The following is a 17,292-nucleotide window of genomic DNA, read 5'->3' as shown; positions in this document are numbered from 1 at the left end:
CCAGCGGACGCCCCACGTCCTGGGCCTTCCTGAGTGGTCCCCGCGCACGCGGGGGTGGTTCCTACCGGCAGGCAGACTCGGGCAAGCTCGTTCCGTGGCCCCCGCACCTGCGGGGGCCCAAGGGAGTCACGTCGTTCTGCCTCAGTGGCGAGTGCTCCCCGCTCGCCATGGCACCCCTTCTCCCACGGCTCCCTCCATGGCCCACGCTCCGCGAGGCGACAACGGATCCCGGCAACCGGACCCGCCTTGATAGGCAAGTCGCTACTTGCCTATCGTGAGGTCATGGCGGACGATGTCTTCAAGGCCCTGGCCGACCCCACCCGGCGGCGCATCCTCGACGAGCTGACGGAACGGAACGGCCAGACCCTGTTCGAGATATGCGCGCGGCTCACGACCAGACACGGTCTGGGCCTGTCCCGTCAGGCGGTCAGCCAGCATCTGGCCGTCCTGGAGGCGGCGGGCCTGGTCGTCTCGCGGCGCGAGGGCCGCTACAAGTTCCATGACCTCGACACCGAACCCCTTGAGCACATCGTCAGCCGATGGCTCGGGCCGAAGACACCAGAGACACCAGAGACACCGGAGAGCACCCCATGAGAATCAACCTGACCAGCGTCTTCGTCGAAGACCAGGAGAAGGCCCTGCGCTTCTACACCGAGGTCCTGGGCTTCCGGAAGAAGCACGACGTCCCGCTCGGCGGCGAGGACCGCTGGCTGACCCTGGTCTCGCCGGAGGACCCCGACGGTGTCGAACTCCTCCTGGAACCGAACAAGCACCCCGCCGTGAAGCCGTACACGACCGCCCTGGTCGAGGACGGCATCCCCGCCACCGCCTTCGCCGTGGACGACGTACAGGCCGAGTTCGAGCGACTGAGCAAGCTCGGCGTGCGGTTCACCCAGGAGCCGGCGGAGATGGGTGCCGTCACCACAGCGGTCCTGGACGACACCGTCGGCAACCTGATCCAGATCATGCACAGCGCATAGGGAGCGCCCTCACTCCCCACCCGGAAAGCCCGGACCACCCGGAGGCCTCTCCGCCGCCACCTCCGCCCACACGGTCTTCCCGATCGGGTTCCGGGGCTCCCACCCCCACCGCGACGCCAGGCACTCCACCAGGAACAGGCCGCGCCCCGACTCCTGATCGTCCGGCGGCAGCTTCGGGTTCTCGGGCGTCCGGCCGAGCACCGCGTCCGAGACCTCGATACGGAAGCGGCTCGCGGGACCCTCGTAGTCCACCCGCACATGGAAGTTCCGCCCCCGGAGCCGCCCGTGGCACACCGCGTTGGCGGCCAGCTCCCCCAGCACCAGGGCCACCGCGCACGAGGCGTCCGTCATCGGCCCGAACCCCCAGTGGCCCAACTGCCGCACCACGGCCCGGCGGGCGAGCCGCGCGCCCCGGGGCGTGGAAGGGAACTGCCGGGACAGGGAGCCGTGGCCGTTGGCGGTCAGCCCGAAGCCGCGCGGAACGGGCCGGACCGCTTCTCGCGTACCCGCCTCCTCCGCCTTCTCCGGCTGCTCCGCCGTGGTCGTCTTCTTGCCGGTCATGCCGACCATCCGTTCGCTCGACTCTCCTCACGTCACCCACACGTGCGAGTTCCGTGACGTTCCGTACTCAAGAGTCGGCAGCGCGGCCTAGCCTCGGAAGGTGACAGCGCCTTACCTCGTAGGCCGTAAGGAACGGAAGCAGCGCCGTGACCAAACCCCTTGACCCGCAGTCCTCCATGGCCGCGCTCTTCGGATCGCGCGTACGCAAGTTACGTACGGCGGCCGGACTCACCCAGACCGACGTGGGCGCGCTCACGCACGTGGTCGGCAGCCGCATCGCCCAGATCGAGCGCGCGACCGGGGCGAAACCGACGCTGGAGCTGACCCGGGCCCTGGACAGGGAGTTGGTCGCGGACGACCTGCTGATCGACCTCTGGCCGTACGTGTACCGGGAGGCGTATCCGGACTGGTCGCGGGCGTTCATCGCCCACTCCGCCCGCGCGACGGTGATCCGCGAGTACTCCTCGCATGCCGTGCCCGGCCTGCTGCAGACCCCGGAGTACGCGCGAGCCCTGCTGAGCATGGGCCACTCGCTGCGCGACGCCGAGCACCTGGAGGAGCGCGTGGCGGCCCGCCTCGACCGCCAGGTGCGGCTGACCGGCCCGGCCCGGCCGGAGCTGTGGATCGTCCTCGACGAGGCCGTGCTCCGGCGTCCGGTCGGCGGATCGGCGGTGATGCGCGGCCAGTTGGAGAAGCTGCTCCGGATGGCGGAGGAGCCCAACATCACCGTTCAGGTACTGCCTTTCGACCAAGGCGCGCACGGCGCGCTGGCCGGCTCCCTCACGGTGCTGGTGATGCCGGACGGCACCAAGATCGCCTACACGGAAGGCGCGCACCACGGCCAGTTGACCGAGGAACCGGACGAGGTCGAACAGTTCGCTCTGACTTACGATCAACTCAGGGCGATGGCACTGCCGCCGCTGATGTCGCTCGACCTGATCCGATCCGTGCTGGAGGTTGATTACCGTGCAGGGAGCATCCCGTCCCGATCTGACCGCCGCCGCTTGGCGCAGCAGCAGCTACAGCAACGAGGAGGGCGGCAACTGCGTGCAGGTGGCGGACGGATTCCCCGGCGTCGTCCCCGTCCGTGACAGCAAGAACCCCCACGGCCCCGCCCTCGTGCTGGCCGGCGCCGCCTGGACCGCGTTCGTCGAAGCGGTCGCCGGTCACTGAACATGTGCCAGCAGCCGGGCCCTGGACAGGTTGCGTGCGGCGCTGCGGAGCCCCGTACGGCCTCGTTTCCCAGCGCGTCGCCACGGACGGCGTGGACATTCTCGTCGAGCACGGTCTTGGGGGCCTCCGCCGGGCCAGGGACGGCCAAGCCCCCACCCAGGAGGTCATGGCGCAGTACCTTCGCTACCTGACCTGGGAGGCGGACGACGACTTCCCGTCGAGTCTGCAGCTCGCCAGTACGGGAAAGCGGTGCCGACGGTGATCGATCCACGGTTCGGTCGCGGACTGCCCGTGATCGCCGCCAGTCGCGTCCCGGTCCAGACCATCACTGACCTGTGGGAAGCCGGCGAGACCGTCGAGGACATCGCCTACGACTTCGACATGGCCCCCGAGCAGGTGGGCGCACTGTGCGAAGCCGTGGTGCGGCTTGCCGCCCGAATTCTTCCTCGATCGCGACCTCGGACACCGATTGGCGGACGAGCTACGAGCACGCGGATGGCTCGTCCACCTCATCGGAGACGCTTTCCCCCAGGAGGAGGACGGACGGCGCATGACCCGATCCGAGCGCAGGCGGCCAGGATCTGCACCGCCAGGCCGCCGAGCAGGTGGGCGATGCGGGGTGCGTTGGAGCCGGCGTAGGCGGGGCCGCTGTTGCGCAGGAGTCCGGCGGTGCGGGCCCCAGCGCCCTCGTGGACACCCTCGTCATCCCCCGCTGCCGAATGGTGGGGTGAGGTTCCGCGCATCCGGTGCGGAGGTGGTCTCGTGTTCGCATGTGCGGCTGGTGAATCCGTGCAGACGTGCGCCGATGACGATAGCGAGCGTGGGGAGCAGGAGCGCGAGTGTGATCCAGCCCAGGGAGGGAGGTCCCAGCACGTTGAGGGTGATACCGCCGATGATCCCGCCTGCGGCGATCCCGAGGTTCCAGCATGTGGTGAGGAGTGCTTGTGCGACGTCGCCTGCTGCACCCGCGGCGTCAGCGATCGCAGTTTGCAGCAGGGTTGAGGCTCCGCCGTACGCGAGTCCCCACAGGGCCGCACTGGCGTACACGAGAGCGGGGGTACCGGAGAAGACACTCAGGATGAGAGCGGCTGTCGCCAGGAGCGTGCAGGCGAGAATCATGAGCGTGCGCAGGTACCGGTCGATGAGTACGCCGGTGAGCCAGATGCTCACGAGTGAAACCAGCCCGAAGGTGAGTAGCACCGAATCGACCTGACCTGCCATGCCGAGCGGGGCCAGGAATGGGGCGATGTAGGTGAAGAGGATGTTGTGCGCGAACACGAACGTCAACGTCACGACGAGGATCGGGGCGACCCCGGGCAGGCGGAACGTGTGGAGCAGCGGCAGTCGTGCGCCCTTGGATTGGCCGGGGAAGTTCGGAACGCTGGCGATCACCCATACGAGCAGTGCGAGAGTCACCAGCGTGATGATCCCGAATGCGAATCGCCATTCGACGACCTTGGCGAGGAACGCTGCTGCGGGGACTCCGACGGACAGGGCAACGGTCCCGCCCGCCATGGCGATGGCCATGGCCTTGCCGCGCTGGTGCGCGGGAACCATCCGCCGGGCGTATCCGGCAAGGAGCGCCCAGAGCATGCCGCCGACGATGCCGCCGAGGAACCGCGCGGCCAGGGTGAGCGCGAAACTGTCGGAGAAGGCGGTGACAGTGTTGGCGATCGCGAACCCTGAGATCGCGAACAGCAGCAGGTGCTTGCGTCGCCAGCCGATCGTAGCTCTCGTCAGAGGGACCGCCGCGAGGATCGCACCGATCGCGAAGACCGTGACGCTCTGTCCCGCAGCCGCCTCACTCACTCCCAGGTCGCGGCTCATCTGCGACAGCATCCCGGCGGGCATCGTCTCGGTCAGGAGCGTGATGAATCCTGTGGCGGCCAGCGCCAGCAGACCCGCGATGGGGAACCGCGTCTCAGCGGCCGGAGGACGTGGTGACGTATCCGTTCGTGTCATATCGTCATCATCAATGTGTGACATTAATGTGAGGGTCAAGTGCGGTTGCATCGCAGCCCAGACGTGAGGGGTGAGGGATGCGGATCGGAGAGCTTTCTCAGCGCACGGACACGCCGGTGCGGATGCTCCGTTACTACGAGGAACAAGAGTTGATCGAGTCCGAACGGCTCCCTAACGGGTACCGGCGCTACGAGGACTACGTTGTCGATCGGGTGCGGCAGGTCCGGGGCTTGCTCGATGTCGGCCTGCCGACGCGGATCATCAAGCAGATCCTTCCTTGCTTGGACAGTCCGCAGGCGATACATCTGCCGTACGTCACCCCAGACATGATTGCGACACTCGAACGCGAACGCGACCGGATGGCAGAGAAGATCGAATGCCTCACGAAGAATCACCGAGCCATCGACGACTATCTCCACGCTGTGAGCCGCGAAATCCGAGCTTCCTGATGAGGTGCCCCAGTAGCGTCTGCTGACCGGCGGCGCCTGGCAGCATCGGAGCAGGACGGCGCGGGGCGACGGCCCGGATCGGGTCTGATCTGCCGTTACGCGGACTGGAGTGCTTTGCGGTGCTCACAGTCGAGTTGCCTTGCCCGTTCCGGCGGCCGGGCCGGTGAGGACGAGCCGGACGGGACGGGTGGCGCGGTGGTAGGCCAGCATGTCCGGCAGCGACCCCTCTCCCGGCGACGGGTGCTCCCCGGCATGGATCCGCCCGGCGGGCAGGGCCCTCGCGGCGCGAGCCGGAGCGGGCTGCAGGACGTAGCGCGGGTCGATGTGCTGGGAGTCGTCGCCCAGCAGTTGCCGATGTGCTCTGCCCTCGCCGTCGGCGACCTGCCGCTCCAGCGTTGTGGCCCGGCTGCTCGCGAGCTCCGCGTCGACCCCCTCCACCGGCCTTCGCAGCGCCATGAGCGCCACGGTCAGACAGGCCGCTCCCAGAGGAACGCACTCGCCTGCCCGACCTGATCACACGGGCGCTCCCACGAACGCCCCTGGGGCAGGTCCGAATCGGCCGACGCCCTTGTTGACGGGGCTACCAGTCACCGAGCGACACGAACCCGGCGCCGTCTCCTGCCTTGGCCATCGAACACGGCACGGCTTCGGTGCCTCCCGAAGTGCTGAACAATCCCTGTCGACACGCGTGAACAAAGCCAGACCCGAGGCCACTCAGAACCGGAGACGAGAACAGCTGCTTACTGGTGTCACTGAGCACTTACCGGTGACATCCGGATCTACCGATGCAGCCTCGCCCTGCCGAACGGCACGGCGAGGTTTTCCAGATTGACCGAAAAGAATTCCTCCGCAGCTGTCATCTCCGCTTCGCGGCGTGATCCGCTGCGTCAGCCGAGGCCCATCGGTGGGCGCAGCGCACACACCTGGGCCGCCGTCGGGCAGCTAGGTTCGCCCGGCGCCCGCCCTCACGAGCGCGCCACCTCGCGAGTACCACAACATCCAGAGCCCACTGGCCACTTCCCGACAAAATCACTCTGCCTACGGACTATGCCGCAGACCGGATCATCCGCCGCACAAGCATGTCTACGATGTGGTCAACCCCTGACAGGAAAGACCGCTTCCGCTTTCCTCCGATGCGCCAAGGTGATCTGCACCTTCTCGGAGCGGCCGCATACCTTCTGCCCGGTAGATCTGAGGGACCGCATACATGCCGAAACCCGCACCAGCCAGTCAGCACCGGCCGAGGAAGACGCCCAGGGCCGCGATAGCCCCGCTTGTGGCCGTGTTGTCGGCGAGTGCCGTCGCCGGAGCCGTGGCAGCGACTCTGGCGCCCTCGGAAGCGCGCGGCTGGGTTGTGGCGGTGGTTCTCACCGCCTGGGTGGCCCTGGCCGTCACCCTTGCCACCGCTCACGGCGTCACCCGGCGGGCCCGGCGCTCGGCCTCGGCCGAGGGCGCGGAGGCCGAACGGCTCAAAGCCTCCCTGGCCGCTCTCGAAACGGACACGGCGCACACCGCCGACGTGGCGCTGCCCGCGTTGATCCAGCTGGTCCGCGGCGGAGTGACGGCCGCCGACGCCCTCGGCCGGGTCCCGTTGCCGCGCAGCCCGCGTCAGCGCAAGCTGCTGCACGTCCTCGCGACCACGGTCGAAGGGCAGGCGCAGCAGACCGCCTCGCTGCGGACGGAGAGCACCCGGGTCCACGACGAGCTGGGAGCGGAGAACGCACGGCTCCGTGAGGAGCTGCGCGCGCTGACCTCCGAGGTCGACCGGTTCACCCGCGAGACGCTGCCGGGAGTGGTCGCCAGGCTCCGTGACGGCGAGTCCGGCACCACGGTGCTGTCCGAGGTGTACCTGCCGGACCAGCCGCTGCTGCGCGCGTCGGTCGAGGCGGTGCTCCGGGAGCTCTCGCTCAGCGAGCGCCGTGCTCTCGCGGCGACGACCGCGTCGGCCAAGGCGCTCAGCCGGGTCCAGGCGAAGTCCGTCAGCATGCTCGCCGATCTGCGGAACATGCAGGAACGTCACGGCGAAGAGGTGTTCGGGGATCTGCTGAAGCTGGACCACAGCACCTCGCAGCTCGGCCTGATGACCGACCGGCTGGCGCTGCTGATGGGCGGCCGGCCGAGTCGCGCCTGGAACAGGCCGATCGTCATGGAGAGCATCCTGCGCGGCGCGGTCGGTCGCATCGCCGCCTACCAGCGCGTACGCCTGCACTGCTCCTCCAACGTCTCCATCTCCGGCTTCGCCGCCGAAGGCGTCATGCACCTGCTCGCCGAACTGATGGACAACGCCGCCAACTTCTCGCCGCCCATCGACGAGGTGCACGTCTACGTCGAGGAACGCGGCACCGGCATCGTCGTCACCATCGAGGACAGCGGTCTGAAGATGGCCGACGCGGCGATGCGGCGGGCGGCGGACTCCGTCTCCGGCCGGATGACCGACCTGGCGACCCTCCAGGGCACCCGGCTCGGCCTCGCCGTGGTGGGACGGCTCGCACTCAAGCACCGGATCAGTGTCAACTACCGCCCGTCCTCGCGCGGCGGCACCGGTGTGGTCGTCCTGCTGCCCCGGCATCTGATCGCGCAGGAGCCCCGCGAGAACCACCCGACTCCGGTCCAGCGGGCGGTCGCCGCACCCGCGGCGCTCCCAACGCCCACAGCGACGCCGCCCGCGCCCGCCTCCCCGGCGCTGCCGCCCGCGCCCGAGCCCGCCCCCGTACAGCCGTCACCGGCCTACACGCCTCCGCCCGTCACGCCCGCGCCCCTGACGCCCTCCGTGCCGGAAGCGGTCGCGCCCGCCCCCGTAACTCCGCAGGACCCGTTCGCTCCGCAGGACCCGTTCGCTCCGCAGGACCCGTTCGCTCCGCCGGCGCCCGCCGCGGCGGAGAACCACCTCGTGGTCCGTCCGCGCGAGCCCGGACGGGGTGCCGTCGGCCCTGCGGTGAGCTCCACCCCCGGCGGCCTGCCCGTACGCACGCCCGGCCGCACCATGGCGGAGGCGGACCGGGAGCGCGGCCGCCACCGCGGCTCGCCCGCGCCCGCGGCCCCGGGAGATCCGCGCGGCACCACGCCGCGGACCTCACCGCCCCGCAGCGCGGGACAGCAGTTCGGCGCCTTCCGACGCGGTACCAAGCCCGGAGGCACTCCCGAAGGCAAGGCCGGAGATCCCGAAGGCAGGGCCCGAGACCTCGACGGCCGAGCCGAAGGACCCGACGGCGGGACCGTACCGCCGACCACCGCTCCGTAACCCGGAACGCCCATCCGTTCGGTGTCCGGTCCACCGGACGCGCTCGCTCGAACACCCGAGATTGGAGGTACGGGCCCTCGCCGCTCCCCCGGCGCCACGGTCCCGTCACTCATCATGCAGACCACAGACAACAGCCTCACCTGGCTCCTGCAGAGGCTCCTCGAGCAGACCCCCGGCACCCGGCACGCCCTGGCCCTGTCGCGCGACGGGCTCAAGCTCTGCTGGACCGAGCACCTCACCCTCGACCAGGCCGACCAGCTCGCGGCCATCTGCTCGGGCATGCAGGCGCTCGCCCAGGGTGCCTCCATCGAGTTCGGCGACAGCACCGGAGGCGTCCGGCACTCGATGACCGAGTTCCACGGCGGTCTGCTCTTCATCGTCGAAGCCGGTGAGGGCGCGCATCTGGCCGTCGTCGCCACGGAGGAGGCCGACCCCAGCGTGGTGGGCCACCAGATGACGGAGATGGTCGAGCAGATCGGTGAGCACCTGCGCGCCGCACCACGCGGCGAGGTGCCGAGGAGCGCGTCATGACCCTCCGCCCCGTCGACACCGGAGCCCCCGACCGGCTCTACACGGTCACCGGCGGACGCAGCCGCTCCGCGGACTCCTTCGACCTGGTGACCCTCGTGGTCAGCGAGTGCCGGCCCACCGCCGGAATGCAGTCGGAGCACGCCCGGATCCTCGACCTGTGCCGCCACCCGACCGCCGTCGTCGAGATCGCCGCCGAACTCTCGCTTCCCGTCACCGTGGTGCGCATCCTGCTCGACGACCTCCACGACATGGGCCGCATCACCGCCCGCCACCCCCGGGCGCCCGCCTCACCCGGCGCGCTTCCCGACTCCGACCTGCTGAAGGAGGTGCTCCATGGACTCCGGAAGCTATGAGCTGCCGGCACAGCGCACACCGCTGGCCGACGCCGCGGAAACCGGCCTGAAGATAGTCGTCGTCGGAGGATTCGGCGTCGGCAAGACCACGCTCGTCCACTCGGTGAGCGAGATCCGGCCGCTGAACACCGAAGAGGTGATGACGCAGGCGGGCGTCGGCGTCGACGAGACCTCCGGCGTCGACGCCAAGACGACCACCACGGTCGCCTTCGACTTCGGACGCATCAGCCTCAACGAGCGCATCGTGCTCTACCTGTTCGGCGCACCGGGCCAGGAACGCTTCTGGTTCCTGTGGGACCGGCTGTTCTCCGGCACGCTCGGCGCCGTGGTCCTCGTGGACACCCGCCGGATGAACGACTCCTGGTACGCGATCGACCGGCTGGAGCACCACGGCACACCCTTCGTGGTGGCGGTCAACCGCTTCGACGACGACCTCGCCCACTCCCTCGACGAGATCCGTCAGGCCCTGGCGCTGCCCGAGCACATCCCGATGATCGACTGCGACGCCCGGGTCCGGCGGTCCAGCAAGAACGTCCTGATCACGCTCGTCGACCATCTGCGCACGATGGCCATCGCCCGGGAGACGACACCATGAGCACCTCCAGCCCCTCCTTCGGCCCCCAGGCCCCCTCCGGCTGCCCGGTAAGCGCTGGCGCCGCCGCCGGCGCGGTGCGTCTGTCCGGAGCCTCCTACCAGCAGACGCCCACGGAGCTCTACCGCTCGCTGCGGCGGGAGCACGGGGCGGTGGCGCCGGTGCTGCTGGACGGTGACGTTCCGGCCTGGCTGGTCCTCGGCTACGCCGAACTGTCCTACGTCACCACGCACGACGAGCTGTTCGCGAGGGACTCGCGCCGCTGGAACCAGTGGGAGACCATTCCCCCGGACTGGCCGCTGATGCCGTTCGTCGGCTACCAGCCCTCCGTGCTCTTCACCGAGGGCGACGAGCACCGGCGCAGGGCGGGCGTCATCACCGAAGCCCTCGAAGGCATCGACCAGTTCGAGCTGGCACGCGACTGCCGGCGCATCGCCGACCGGCTCATCGCGGACTTCGCCGGAAGCGGCCGGACGGAACTGATGAGCAGATACGTCCACGCCCTGCCGATGCGGGCCGTGGTCCAGATGTGCGGCATGCCGGTGTCGGGCTCCGACACCCAGCAGCTGGTGGACGACCTGCGCATCTCGCTCGACGCCGGCGAGGGCGACGACCCGGTGGCGGCGTACGGACGCGTCGGCGACCGGCTGCGCCAACTGGTCAAGGACAAGCGGGCGGCACCCGGCACCGACGTCACCTCCCGCATGGTGACGCACGGGGCGGGCCTCACGGACGAGGAGATCGTCCAGGACCTGATCTCGGTGATCGCCGCCGCCCAGCAGCCCACCGCGAACTGGATCTGCAACACGCTGCGGCTGCTCCTGACCGACGAACGCTTCGCGCTGAACGTCTCCGGCGGCCGGCTCAGCGTCGGCGAGGCGCTCAACGAGGTGCTGTGGCTCGACACCCCGACGCAGAACTTCATCGGCCGCTGGGCCGTACGGGACACCCAGCTCGGCGGCCGGCACATCCGGGCGGGCGACTGCCTGGTCCTCGGACTGGCCGCGGCCAACACCGACCCGGAGATCTGGCCGGAGAGTTACGTCGGCGCCGAGAACTCCGCGCACCTGTCGTTCAGCGGCGGCGAACACCGCTGCCCCTACCCCGCACCGCTGCTGGCCGACGTGATGGCCCGTACAGCGGTGGAGACGCTGCTGGAACAGCTGCCGGACCTGATGCTGGCGGTCGACCCGGCGGAGCTCTCCTGGCGTCCTTCGATCTGGATGCGCGGGCTGTCGGCGCTGCCGGTCCAGTTCAGCCCGATGGCGCATTAGCGGCCCGCCGCCGAACGGTGCGAGCGGCCGGAGTCCGCGGTGGATCCGGCCGCCCGGGTCGACGCCGACGTTCCGGTCAGCCGGTCGGTCGGTCAGGCGATCAGTCGGTCAGGCGGCGTTCCGGTCAGCCGGTCGGTCGGTCGGTCAGCCGACGTTCCGGTCAGCCGGACACCGGCGTGAAGCGGACCGGCAGGCTCTGCGGTCCCCGGGTGAAGACCCCGCGCTCGACCGGGTCGAAGCCGTCGGCCAGCCGCAGGTCCGGCATCGCGTCCAGCAGCTGGCCCACCCCGATCTCGACCTCGGCCTTGGCCAGCAGGGCACCGACGCAGAAGTGCCGGCCGAGCGCGAAGGCCAGATGGTCGGCCGCCGCCGAGAAGGCGTTCGTCGCGGTCAGGTCCTCGCGGAAGATGTCGAAGACATCGGGGTTCCGGTAGCGGTCCTCGTCACGGTTGGCGGCGCCTATCAGGCAGGTGACGGTGGAGCCCGCCGGTACGGTGCCGCCGCCGAGTGCCACATCCGTCGCCGACTTGCGCATGATCATGTGCACCGGCGGTGTGTAGCGCAGCGTCTCGGCGAAGGCGCGGGGTATCAGGGTGCGGTCGGCGCGGACCGCCTCCAACTGCTCCGGGTGGCTCAGCAGATTGGTGAAGATGCCGGCGATGGCCTTGTCGGTGGTCTCGCCCCCGGCGGCCAGTAGCAGACTGCAGAACGCCTTGATGTCCTCGTCGCCCATCCGGACGCCGTCGACCTCCGCGGTGCACAGGGTCGACAGCAGATCGTCGCCCGGCGCCTCCCGCCGCTTCCGGATGATCGGCAGCATGTACTCGGCGAACTCGACGCGCGTACGCTCACCGGCCCGCGTCACCTCCGGATCGCCGGAGAGATTGCCGAGAAACGCGATGACGGCCGTGTACCAGCCGTGAAATCGCTCATAGTCGGACTTGTCCAGTCCGAGCATGTCGGCGATGACGTTGACGGGAAAACGGGTGGCGTAGTCGGCGACCAGGTCGACGGACCCGGAATCACGGAACCCGTCGATCAATTCGCGCGAATTACGCTCGATGACCGGCAAGAACTTGTCCCGCAGATCGCTGCCCCGGAAGGCCGGTGCGACCAGGGCTCGACGCACGGCGTGCTCACGCCCGCTGAGCTGGAGAATCGTCCGCCCGTGCACCGGTTCGATCTGCCAGTCGTAGTTCTCCGTGGTGAATTCGCCTTCTTTGTCCTTGAAGACGCGCTCGACGTCCTCGTAACGCGAGACGATGTAACTTCCGGTGGCCTCGTGCCACATCAGAGGCGTGTCCTGACGCATCAGGCGATACGCCCGATACGGATCTTTCTCGAACTCCGGTGACAAAATGTCCGGCGCTGCGACCGACATGAACACTCCCTGCTGAACGGGGAACGGAAACGTGTGAACTGAACACTTCCATCACCTCCTGAGAACACGCGTTCGTCAAGAGTTGCCACCCGTTGCGACCTGCCGGGACCCGCTCAGTCCTGCGAGGCCACCCGCCCCGTCAGCGCCGCCAGCGAGCTGCGCACATGCGCCATGTGCGCCTGGGCCTCCTCGCGGCCCTCATCGTGCTCCCGCAGGATCCGCTCCGTCTCCCGCACCACCCGCTCCTCACGGACCCGGGCCCCGGCCAGCAGCTCCGCCGCCCGCGCCTCCGCGTCCTCCTGGCCGTGCCGGGCCGCCTCCTGCGTGGCGGCGAGGTCCCGGCCCGCCTCCGCGAGCAGCGCCTCGGCCCGCTCGGTCAGCCCCGCGAACCGGGCCTCCGACGCCGCATCCCGGTCGGCCAGTTCGGCCTCGGCCGCCTTGAGGCGCTCCGCGTGCTCCTGCTCCTGGTGGGCCAGCACGCTCGCCGTACGGTCACGGGTCTCCGCCATCGCGGAAGCGGCCGCCGCCCGCGCCTCCTCGGCGTCCTGCCGGGCCGCGGCGAGCAGACCCTCCGCCTCCCGGACCGCCCCGGCCACCCGCTCGTCGGCCACCCCGTCCGCCGCCGCACGCACCTCGCCGGCCGCCTCGCGCGCCGCGTCCCCGGCCGCCCGGCCCGCAGCCCCGGCCGCGTCCCGCAGCGCCTGGCCCGCCGCGACCGCCCCGGCGTCCAGCGCCGCCGCCTCGCTCTCGGCCAGCGCCAGGATCCGCTGCGCCCGCTCCCCCAGCTCCGCGTAGTCCTGCACGGGCAGCGTCGCGACGGTCTCCGCCAACCGGGCGGACTCGGCGAGCAGCTCCTCCACCCGGGCCGTCAGCCGCGCGAGCTCGTCGAGCGCCTCGTCCCGCTCGGCCGTCAGGGCCGCCGTCGCCCGGTCCACCTGCTCAGGGCGGTAACCACGCACCCGCACCCCGACGACGTCGTACGCGGACCCCGGTCCAGCACTCATCCCTGAAACCTCTCTCCGACCCGCCGACACGCCCTGCCACGCTCCGACACCCGTAATACGCCAAGGATGCGGCAATTGGTGCCGGAAGTCGGAATCGATCAACCGCATTCAGGCCGGAAGCGACCGGCATCACAGACCCGGGCGAACCGGTGATCATCGGCCCGAGGCCCCGGAACACGGCGAGGCACCCGGACCCGTCCGGATCCGGGCGCCTCGTGCACGCTCGCCGCTCAGCCCTGCGTACGGCTCAGATCAGGCCGTCCCACATCTGCTCCAGCAGCACCGACCACCAGCTCTCCGGCGACGCCAGCGCCGCCGGGTCCAGCGCCACCAGCTGTGCCTGGAAATCGACGGTCCAGCGCCCCGCCTGCTCCGGGTTCAACCCGAACCGCAACCGCCACATCCGGCCCAGCAACGCCATCGACCGCACGAACTCCGGCAGCCCGGTGTTCACGAACTGCGGCGGCACCGACTGCCCGCCGGGGCCCGCCTCCACCGGCACGGCCACGATGTTCGCCGTCCCGTACTGAACACAGACCGCCCGGCCGAAGTCCGTGCCCATCACCAGATACGAGCCCGCGTCCGGCGCGGACTGCACCTGACGCTGCGCCGCCAGCTCGGCCAGCGTAGGCACCACCGGCTGCCCGGGCTGCGCCCAGAAGAACGGCCCGAAATCGGCGGGCAGCCCCGCCCACACCAGCGTGCGCGCGACGACCTCCGGCACCCCCTGACGGGACACCGCCCGCTGGTCGAACCGCAGGATGCCCTGCGGACCGAACGCCTGCACCAGCTCCTCGGCCACCGCCTCCGGCGGCAGCGCGGGCGCGGGCGGCATCTGCGGCAGCGGCGCCCGCACCGGCGCGGGCCGCGCCGGGCCGTCCGCGACCTGGTGCAGCTCGCCCTGGTGCGTCAGCAGATGCTGCATGCCCTGCTGCCGACTGGCGTGATCCGTGCCGTACGGGGCGACGCTGGTGATCCGCACCTGCGGCCAGGTCTCCCGGATCATCCGGGCGCAGTACCCGCCCGGCAGCTCACAGGACTCCAGCTCGGTGTGCAGCTCGATGACCTGCTGCGGCGGCACGTTCATCGCCCGCAGCTCGTGCAGCATCTGCCACTCGGGATGCGGGGTGCCCGGCGCCGAACGGCGGATCAGCTGCTGCTCGCTGCCGTCCGGAGCCCGGAACCGCAGCACGGCCTGGTAGCCGGGGCCCACGGTCGGCTGACCGGTGGGCTGCTGCGGATAGCCGTACGCCGCCGGCGGCGGGGTGTGCGCACCGGGCGGCGGACCGGGCGGACCCGGCGGCTGCGGCACGGGACCGGGGGCCCCGGGCGGGCCGGGAGGACCGGGCGGCCCTACCTGCCCCGGGCCCGCGAACATCGTCTCCGCGTGGTGCACCCCACCACCGGGAGGCGGCGTGGAACCGGGCGGCGGACCCGGCGGGCCGGGAGGCTGCGGCGCACCCGGAACACCGGGCGGGCCGGGAGGCTGCGGGACTCCCGGAGCACCGGGCGGACCCGGCGGCCTGGGAGCACCCGCGACGCCCGCACCGAGGCTGCTCCCGTCGGCGAACATCGTCGCGGCATGGTGCATCCCCCCGCCGGGAGGCGGCGTGGAACCGGGCGGCGGACCGGGAGGACCGGGAGGCGGGGTGGAACCCGGCGGCGGGGTGGAACCCGGCGGCGGACCCGGCGGCGGGGTGGCGCCGGGCGGGCCGAGCTGGGACACGAGCTGCGTCGGGACGTACCCGCCCGCCGGGGCACCGGGCGCACCCGGACCCGAGGGCGGCGGCGTCGCACCCGGCGGCATCCCGGGAACCCCCGGGGCGCCGGGCGGCGGCGGGGTCGACGAACCGCCCCCGCGAGACCTGCGCGGCGGCACGACCGCCTTGCTGGTGGCCGCGTCCGCGATGTCACCGGCCCCGCCCGGGGGGCCCTGGTCCGGCCGGAGCGCCTGCGCCACCTGCGTACGCGGCAGCTGACTGCCCCCGGACATCAGGGCCGTGGGCGCCTCCGCCGGGACGACCGGCGGCGGGGCCTCCTCGTCGTCGGTGCCCGACAGCGGCGGCGCGAACACCGTCGCGGGCAGCGGCACGGCCCCGTCGTCGGAGTCCGAGTTGGTGTCCGTACCCGCCCAGGGCGTCGCCCCGGCGGGCACACCGTCGGAGGCCGTGGGCTCGTGGGCATCGCCACCGCCGGCGGCGGGCCACGACGCGGCGGGCCCCCCGGCGGAAGCGGGAGACGAAGGCGGCGGCGAATCCGCGACAGCGGAGGGCACGGGTCCGGGCTCGGGAACCGGAACGGGAACAGGAGAAGGCTCGGAAACGGAAGCGGCGGGGGCGGCGGGCGCGGCCGCGGACGCCTCCTGCGACTCCCGCCGCTCAGCCCGATGATCCGGAATCCCCAGCTTGTCCGCCGCCTCCTGGAGCCACTCCGGCGGCGTCAACAGGAACGACGTCTGGTTCAGATCCACCCGCTGCGGCGGCTCGGGAGCCGCGACCGGCGCACCGGCCAAAGTCCCGTACTCCTCCTCGTAACGCCGGATCACCTCGCCCACCGGCAGCCCCGGCCACAACGTCGCCTCACCGCTGTCGCGCGCGATCACCAACCGCTGACGGCCCCCGTCCGACACGGGTCCCTCCGCCCGGTCCTCGGCCCACACCACGAAACCCAGCTCGAACTCACGGACCCGCACCTCACGGTGCTGGTACGCGGGCACATCACCGTTGACCCACTCGTCCGCCCGCTCCTGCGCCTGCGCGAAAGTCACCACCGCGCTCACCCCTCCACCGGGACGGCGCGCGCGAAGCCGCCGTCCACCATCAGGTTCGCCACGGTCTCCAGCTCCGGCGGATTGCCCGCCAACCGCTGGAGGAAGGCGTCGAAGTCCACGCCGCAGGGCAACAACAGCCGCTCCACACGCTCCTGGACACTCCAGCCGTCCTGGTCCCGGGCATCGTCGTACGGGCAGAACCACACCGAACCCGGGTCCTGACCGCGCACCTTCACGGCGAGAATCCCGCCCTGGACGAACGCGACGCCCAGGAAATCCTTGGTGAAGTGGTCCCGCAGACACTTGTTCACGTACACCAGATCGTTCACCGCGGCCTCGTCACGCACCGTGAAGAACGGCTGGTCCACCAGCAGCCCCAACTCCGCGTCCAACGCCGCGCCCACCGGGGCCGAACCGCCCGCCGCCTTCAGGAACGAGCGGTACGCGCCGGGCAGCCGGTAGCCGAGGTCCTCCTCGACGCCCTGCACCTGCTGCTCACTCACCGCGGCCGCGCCCCTGGGCAGCCGAAAATGCGCCGGGCGGGTCTCCTGCAACGGGCGGGTACCGCGCCGGTTCTGATCCACGTCCGTGCCCGCCAGGCCGCCGTGATGACGCAGCAGCGCCTTCACCTCGACCGGCACCAGCTCCATCCGCCGACCGCCCGGCACGTGATGCCAGGTCCAGCCGTGCGGGGTCGCCACCGCGGGAATCGTGTCCCACAGGTCGTGACCGCTCGCCGCCAACGCCGCGTTCGCCGACACGTAGTCGGTGAGGCGCAGCTCATCGATGCCGAAGCCCGGGGGCGGATCGGCGATCTCGGCGGCGGCACGCGCGTACGGCGAAAGAACCGGGTGGCCGCTCCCGTCCATCCGCACCCCTCTGGGGTGGCGGGACGCCCGGACCGGGTCCGGGAAGTTCACGACCTGCCCGGCGTAGGCGGCGTTCGGTGGCGCGGCTTGCTGCCCGAGCCGACCTGTCGTCATGGCTGTTGCCCCCTGCTGCGTCCGGTGTTCCGCACAGC

General features: G+C 71.0%; 18 protein-coding genes and 1 CRISPR repeat array (1 of these 19 cut by a window edge). Of the genes, 11 read left to right on the top strand and 7 right to left on the bottom strand.

Annotation, left to right across the window (positions count from 1 at the left end; translation table 11 throughout):
• Window positions 1–62: a CRISPR direct-repeat array (repeat unit 29 nt) (it extends 1,694 nt beyond the left edge of the window).
• 220 nt (window positions 63–282) lie between these two features.
• A complete protein-coding gene (locus tag ACIRJT_RS13060) occupies window positions 283–594 on the top strand; it encodes an ArsR/SmtB family transcription factor (RefSeq protein WP_403908045.1) in 312 nt (103 codons plus the stop codon).
• The gene (locus ACIRJT_RS13055; RefSeq protein WP_403908043.1) at window positions 591–980 is read left to right on the top strand and encodes a VOC family protein; all 390 of its coding nucleotides are present in this window, start codon (window positions 591–593) and stop codon (window positions 978–980) included. The genes ACIRJT_RS13060 and ACIRJT_RS13055 overlap by 4 nt, the downstream gene beginning before the upstream one ends.
• A gap of 9 nt (window positions 981–989) precedes the next feature.
• Here ACIRJT_RS13055 and ACIRJT_RS13050 read toward each other — a convergent pair whose 3' ends face one another.
• On the bottom strand, window positions 990–1,550 hold the full coding sequence (locus ACIRJT_RS13050; RefSeq protein ID WP_403908041.1) for an ATP-binding protein: 561 nt from the start codon (window positions 1,548–1,550) through the stop codon (window positions 990–992).
• Window positions 1,551–1,717: 167 nt separating this feature from the next.
• Here ACIRJT_RS13050 and ACIRJT_RS13045 point away from each other — a divergent pair, with 167 nt between their 5' ends.
• The 3 genes from ACIRJT_RS13045 (at window position 1,718) to ACIRJT_RS13035 (ending at window position 3,353) form a co-directional block, all read left to right on the top strand.
• Window positions 1,718–2,632 carry a Scr1 family TA system antitoxin-like transcriptional regulator gene (locus ACIRJT_RS13045; protein WP_403908249.1) on the top strand — a complete coding sequence of 305 codons (915 nt, stop codon included), beginning with the start codon at window positions 1,718–1,720 and terminating at the stop codon, window positions 2,630–2,632.
• A complete protein-coding gene (locus ACIRJT_RS13040) occupies window positions 2,589–2,714 on the top strand; it encodes a DUF397 domain-containing protein (RefSeq protein WP_403908039.1) in 126 nt (41 codons plus the stop codon). The genes ACIRJT_RS13045 and ACIRJT_RS13040 overlap by 44 nt, the downstream gene beginning before the upstream one ends.
• A 249-nt stretch (window positions 2,715–2,963) precedes the next feature.
• Window positions 2,964–3,353, top strand: a complete 390-nt coding sequence (locus tag ACIRJT_RS13035) for a DUF433 domain-containing protein (protein WP_403908037.1) — start codon at window positions 2,964–2,966, stop codon at window positions 3,351–3,353.
• Window positions 3,354–3,416: 63 nt separating this feature from the next.
• Here the strand turns inward: ACIRJT_RS13035 and ACIRJT_RS13030 are convergent, their stop codons facing one another.
• The gene (locus ACIRJT_RS13030) at window positions 3,417–4,700 is read right to left on the bottom strand and encodes an MFS transporter (RefSeq protein WP_403908035.1); all 1,284 of its coding nucleotides are present in this window, start codon (window positions 4,698–4,700) and stop codon (window positions 3,417–3,419) included.
• 53 nt (window positions 4,701–4,753) lie between these two features.
• On the opposite strand from ACIRJT_RS13030, the gene ACIRJT_RS13025 reads away from it, so the two are divergent.
• A complete protein-coding gene (locus ACIRJT_RS13025; protein WP_403908033.1) occupies window positions 4,754–5,125 on the top strand; it encodes a MerR family transcriptional regulator in 372 nt (123 codons plus the stop codon).
• A gap of 123 nt (window positions 5,126–5,248) precedes the next feature.
• Here the strand turns inward: ACIRJT_RS13025 and ACIRJT_RS13020 are convergent, their stop codons facing one another.
• On the bottom strand, window positions 5,249–5,581 hold the full coding sequence (locus tag ACIRJT_RS13020) for a hypothetical protein (protein WP_403908031.1): 333 nt from the start codon (window positions 5,579–5,581) through the stop codon (window positions 5,249–5,251).
• A gap of 751 nt (window positions 5,582–6,332) precedes the next feature.
• On the opposite strand from ACIRJT_RS13020, the gene ACIRJT_RS13015 reads away from it, so the two are divergent.
• The 5 genes from ACIRJT_RS13015 (at window position 6,333) to ACIRJT_RS12995 (ending at window position 11,116) form a co-directional block, all read left to right on the top strand.
• Window positions 6,333–8,366 (top strand): ATP-binding protein, encoded by a 2,034-nt coding sequence (locus ACIRJT_RS13015; protein WP_403908029.1) that lies wholly within the window; start codon window positions 6,333–6,335, stop codon window positions 8,364–8,366.
• Between the two features lie 114 nt (window positions 8,367–8,480).
• On the top strand, window positions 8,481–8,897 hold the full coding sequence (locus ACIRJT_RS13010; RefSeq protein WP_007447032.1) for a roadblock/LC7 domain-containing protein: 417 nt from the start codon (window positions 8,481–8,483) through the stop codon (window positions 8,895–8,897).
• Window positions 8,894–9,250 carry a DUF742 domain-containing protein gene (locus ACIRJT_RS13005; protein WP_403908027.1) on the top strand — a complete coding sequence of 119 codons (357 nt, stop codon included), beginning with the start codon at window positions 8,894–8,896 and terminating at the stop codon, window positions 9,248–9,250. The genes ACIRJT_RS13010 and ACIRJT_RS13005 overlap by 4 nt, the downstream gene beginning before the upstream one ends.
• Window positions 9,231–9,845 (top strand): GTP-binding protein, encoded by a 615-nt coding sequence (locus ACIRJT_RS13000; RefSeq protein ID WP_403908025.1) that lies wholly within the window; start codon window positions 9,231–9,233, stop codon window positions 9,843–9,845. Before ACIRJT_RS13005 ends, ACIRJT_RS13000 begins: the two co-directional genes overlap by 20 nt.
• Window positions 9,842–11,116, top strand: coding sequence for a cytochrome P450 (locus ACIRJT_RS12995; RefSeq protein ID WP_403908023.1), 1,275 nt, complete (start codon window positions 9,842–9,844; stop codon window positions 11,114–11,116). Before ACIRJT_RS13000 ends, ACIRJT_RS12995 begins: the two co-directional genes overlap by 4 nt.
• A gap of 160 nt (window positions 11,117–11,276) precedes the next feature.
• Here ACIRJT_RS12995 and ACIRJT_RS12990 read toward each other — a convergent pair whose 3' ends face one another.
• From ACIRJT_RS12990 to ACIRJT_RS12975, 4 genes are all read right to left on the bottom strand, one after another.
• Window positions 11,277–12,428 carry a cytochrome P450 gene (locus ACIRJT_RS12990; RefSeq protein WP_403908247.1) on the bottom strand — a complete coding sequence of 384 codons (1,152 nt, stop codon included), beginning with the start codon at window positions 12,426–12,428 and terminating at the stop codon, window positions 11,277–11,279.
• A 182-nt stretch (window positions 12,429–12,610) separates the two neighbouring features.
• Window positions 12,611–13,501 (bottom strand): cellulose-binding protein, encoded by an 891-nt coding sequence (locus tag ACIRJT_RS12985; RefSeq protein ID WP_403908021.1) that lies wholly within the window; start codon window positions 13,499–13,501, stop codon window positions 12,611–12,613.
• A gap of 247 nt (window positions 13,502–13,748) precedes the next feature.
• Window positions 13,749–16,271 carry an SUKH-4 family immunity protein gene (locus ACIRJT_RS12980; RefSeq protein WP_403908019.1) on the bottom strand — a complete coding sequence of 841 codons (2,523 nt, stop codon included), beginning with the start codon at window positions 16,269–16,271 and terminating at the stop codon, window positions 13,749–13,751.
• A gap of 5 nt (window positions 16,272–16,276) precedes the next feature.
• Window positions 16,277–17,254: an SMI1/KNR4 family protein gene (locus tag ACIRJT_RS12975; RefSeq protein ID WP_215111447.1), complete on the bottom strand. Its 978-nt coding sequence runs from the start codon at window positions 17,252–17,254 to the stop codon at window positions 16,277–16,279.
• Window positions 17,255–17,292 lie beyond the last annotated feature (38 nt).

Source organism: Streptomyces sp. NPDC102283 (assembly GCF_044766265.1).
Classification (GTDB): domain Bacteria; phylum Actinomycetota; class Actinomycetes; order Streptomycetales; family Streptomycetaceae; genus Streptomyces.
The sequence above is the reverse complement of the archived record's forward strand: the minus strand, read 5'-3'. Positions and strand labels throughout refer to the sequence as shown.

Bases quoted from the DNA above. Each gene is read 5' to 3' on its own strand.
- ACIRJT_RS13060 (WP_403908045.1), top strand. From the start codon at position 283: ATGGCGGACGATGTCTTCAAGGCCCTGGCCGACCCCACCCGGCGGCGC.
- ACIRJT_RS13055 (WP_403908043.1), top strand. From the start codon at position 591: ATGAGAATCAACCTGACCAGCGTCTTCGTCGAAGACCAGGAGAAGGCC.
- ACIRJT_RS13050 (WP_403908041.1), bottom strand. From the start codon at position 1,550: ATGGTCGGCATGACCGGCAAGAAGACGACCACGGCGGAGCAGCCGGAG.
- ACIRJT_RS13045 (WP_403908249.1), top strand. From the start codon at position 1,718: ATGGCCGCGCTCTTCGGATCGCGCGTACGCAAGTTACGTACGGCGGCC.
- ACIRJT_RS13030 (WP_403908035.1), bottom strand. From the start codon at position 4,700: ATGTCACACATTGATGATGACGATATGACACGAACGGATACGTCACCA.
- ACIRJT_RS13025 (WP_403908033.1), top strand. From the start codon at position 4,754: ATGCGGATCGGAGAGCTTTCTCAGCGCACGGACACGCCGGTGCGGATG.
- ACIRJT_RS13020 (WP_403908031.1), bottom strand. From the start codon at position 5,581: ATGGCGCTGCGAAGGCCGGTGGAGGGGGTCGACGCGGAGCTCGCGAGC.
- ACIRJT_RS13015 (WP_403908029.1), top strand. From the start codon at position 6,333: ATGCCGAAACCCGCACCAGCCAGTCAGCACCGGCCGAGGAAGACGCCC.
- ACIRJT_RS13010 (WP_007447032.1), top strand. From the start codon at position 8,481: ATGCAGACCACAGACAACAGCCTCACCTGGCTCCTGCAGAGGCTCCTC.
- ACIRJT_RS13005 (WP_403908027.1), top strand. From the start codon at position 8,894: ATGACCCTCCGCCCCGTCGACACCGGAGCCCCCGACCGGCTCTACACG.
- ACIRJT_RS13000 (WP_403908025.1), top strand. From the start codon at position 9,231: ATGGACTCCGGAAGCTATGAGCTGCCGGCACAGCGCACACCGCTGGCC.
- ACIRJT_RS12995 (WP_403908023.1), top strand. From the start codon at position 9,842: ATGAGCACCTCCAGCCCCTCCTTCGGCCCCCAGGCCCCCTCCGGCTGC.
- ACIRJT_RS12990 (WP_403908247.1), bottom strand. From the start codon at position 12,428: ATGCGTCAGGACACGCCTCTGATGTGGCACGAGGCCACCGGAAGTTAC.
- ACIRJT_RS12985 (WP_403908021.1), bottom strand. From the start codon at position 13,501: ATGAGTGCTGGACCGGGGTCCGCGTACGACGTCGTCGGGGTGCGGGTG.
- ACIRJT_RS12975 (WP_215111447.1), bottom strand. From the start codon at position 17,254: ATGACGACAGGTCGGCTCGGGCAGCAAGCCGCGCCACCGAACGCCGCC.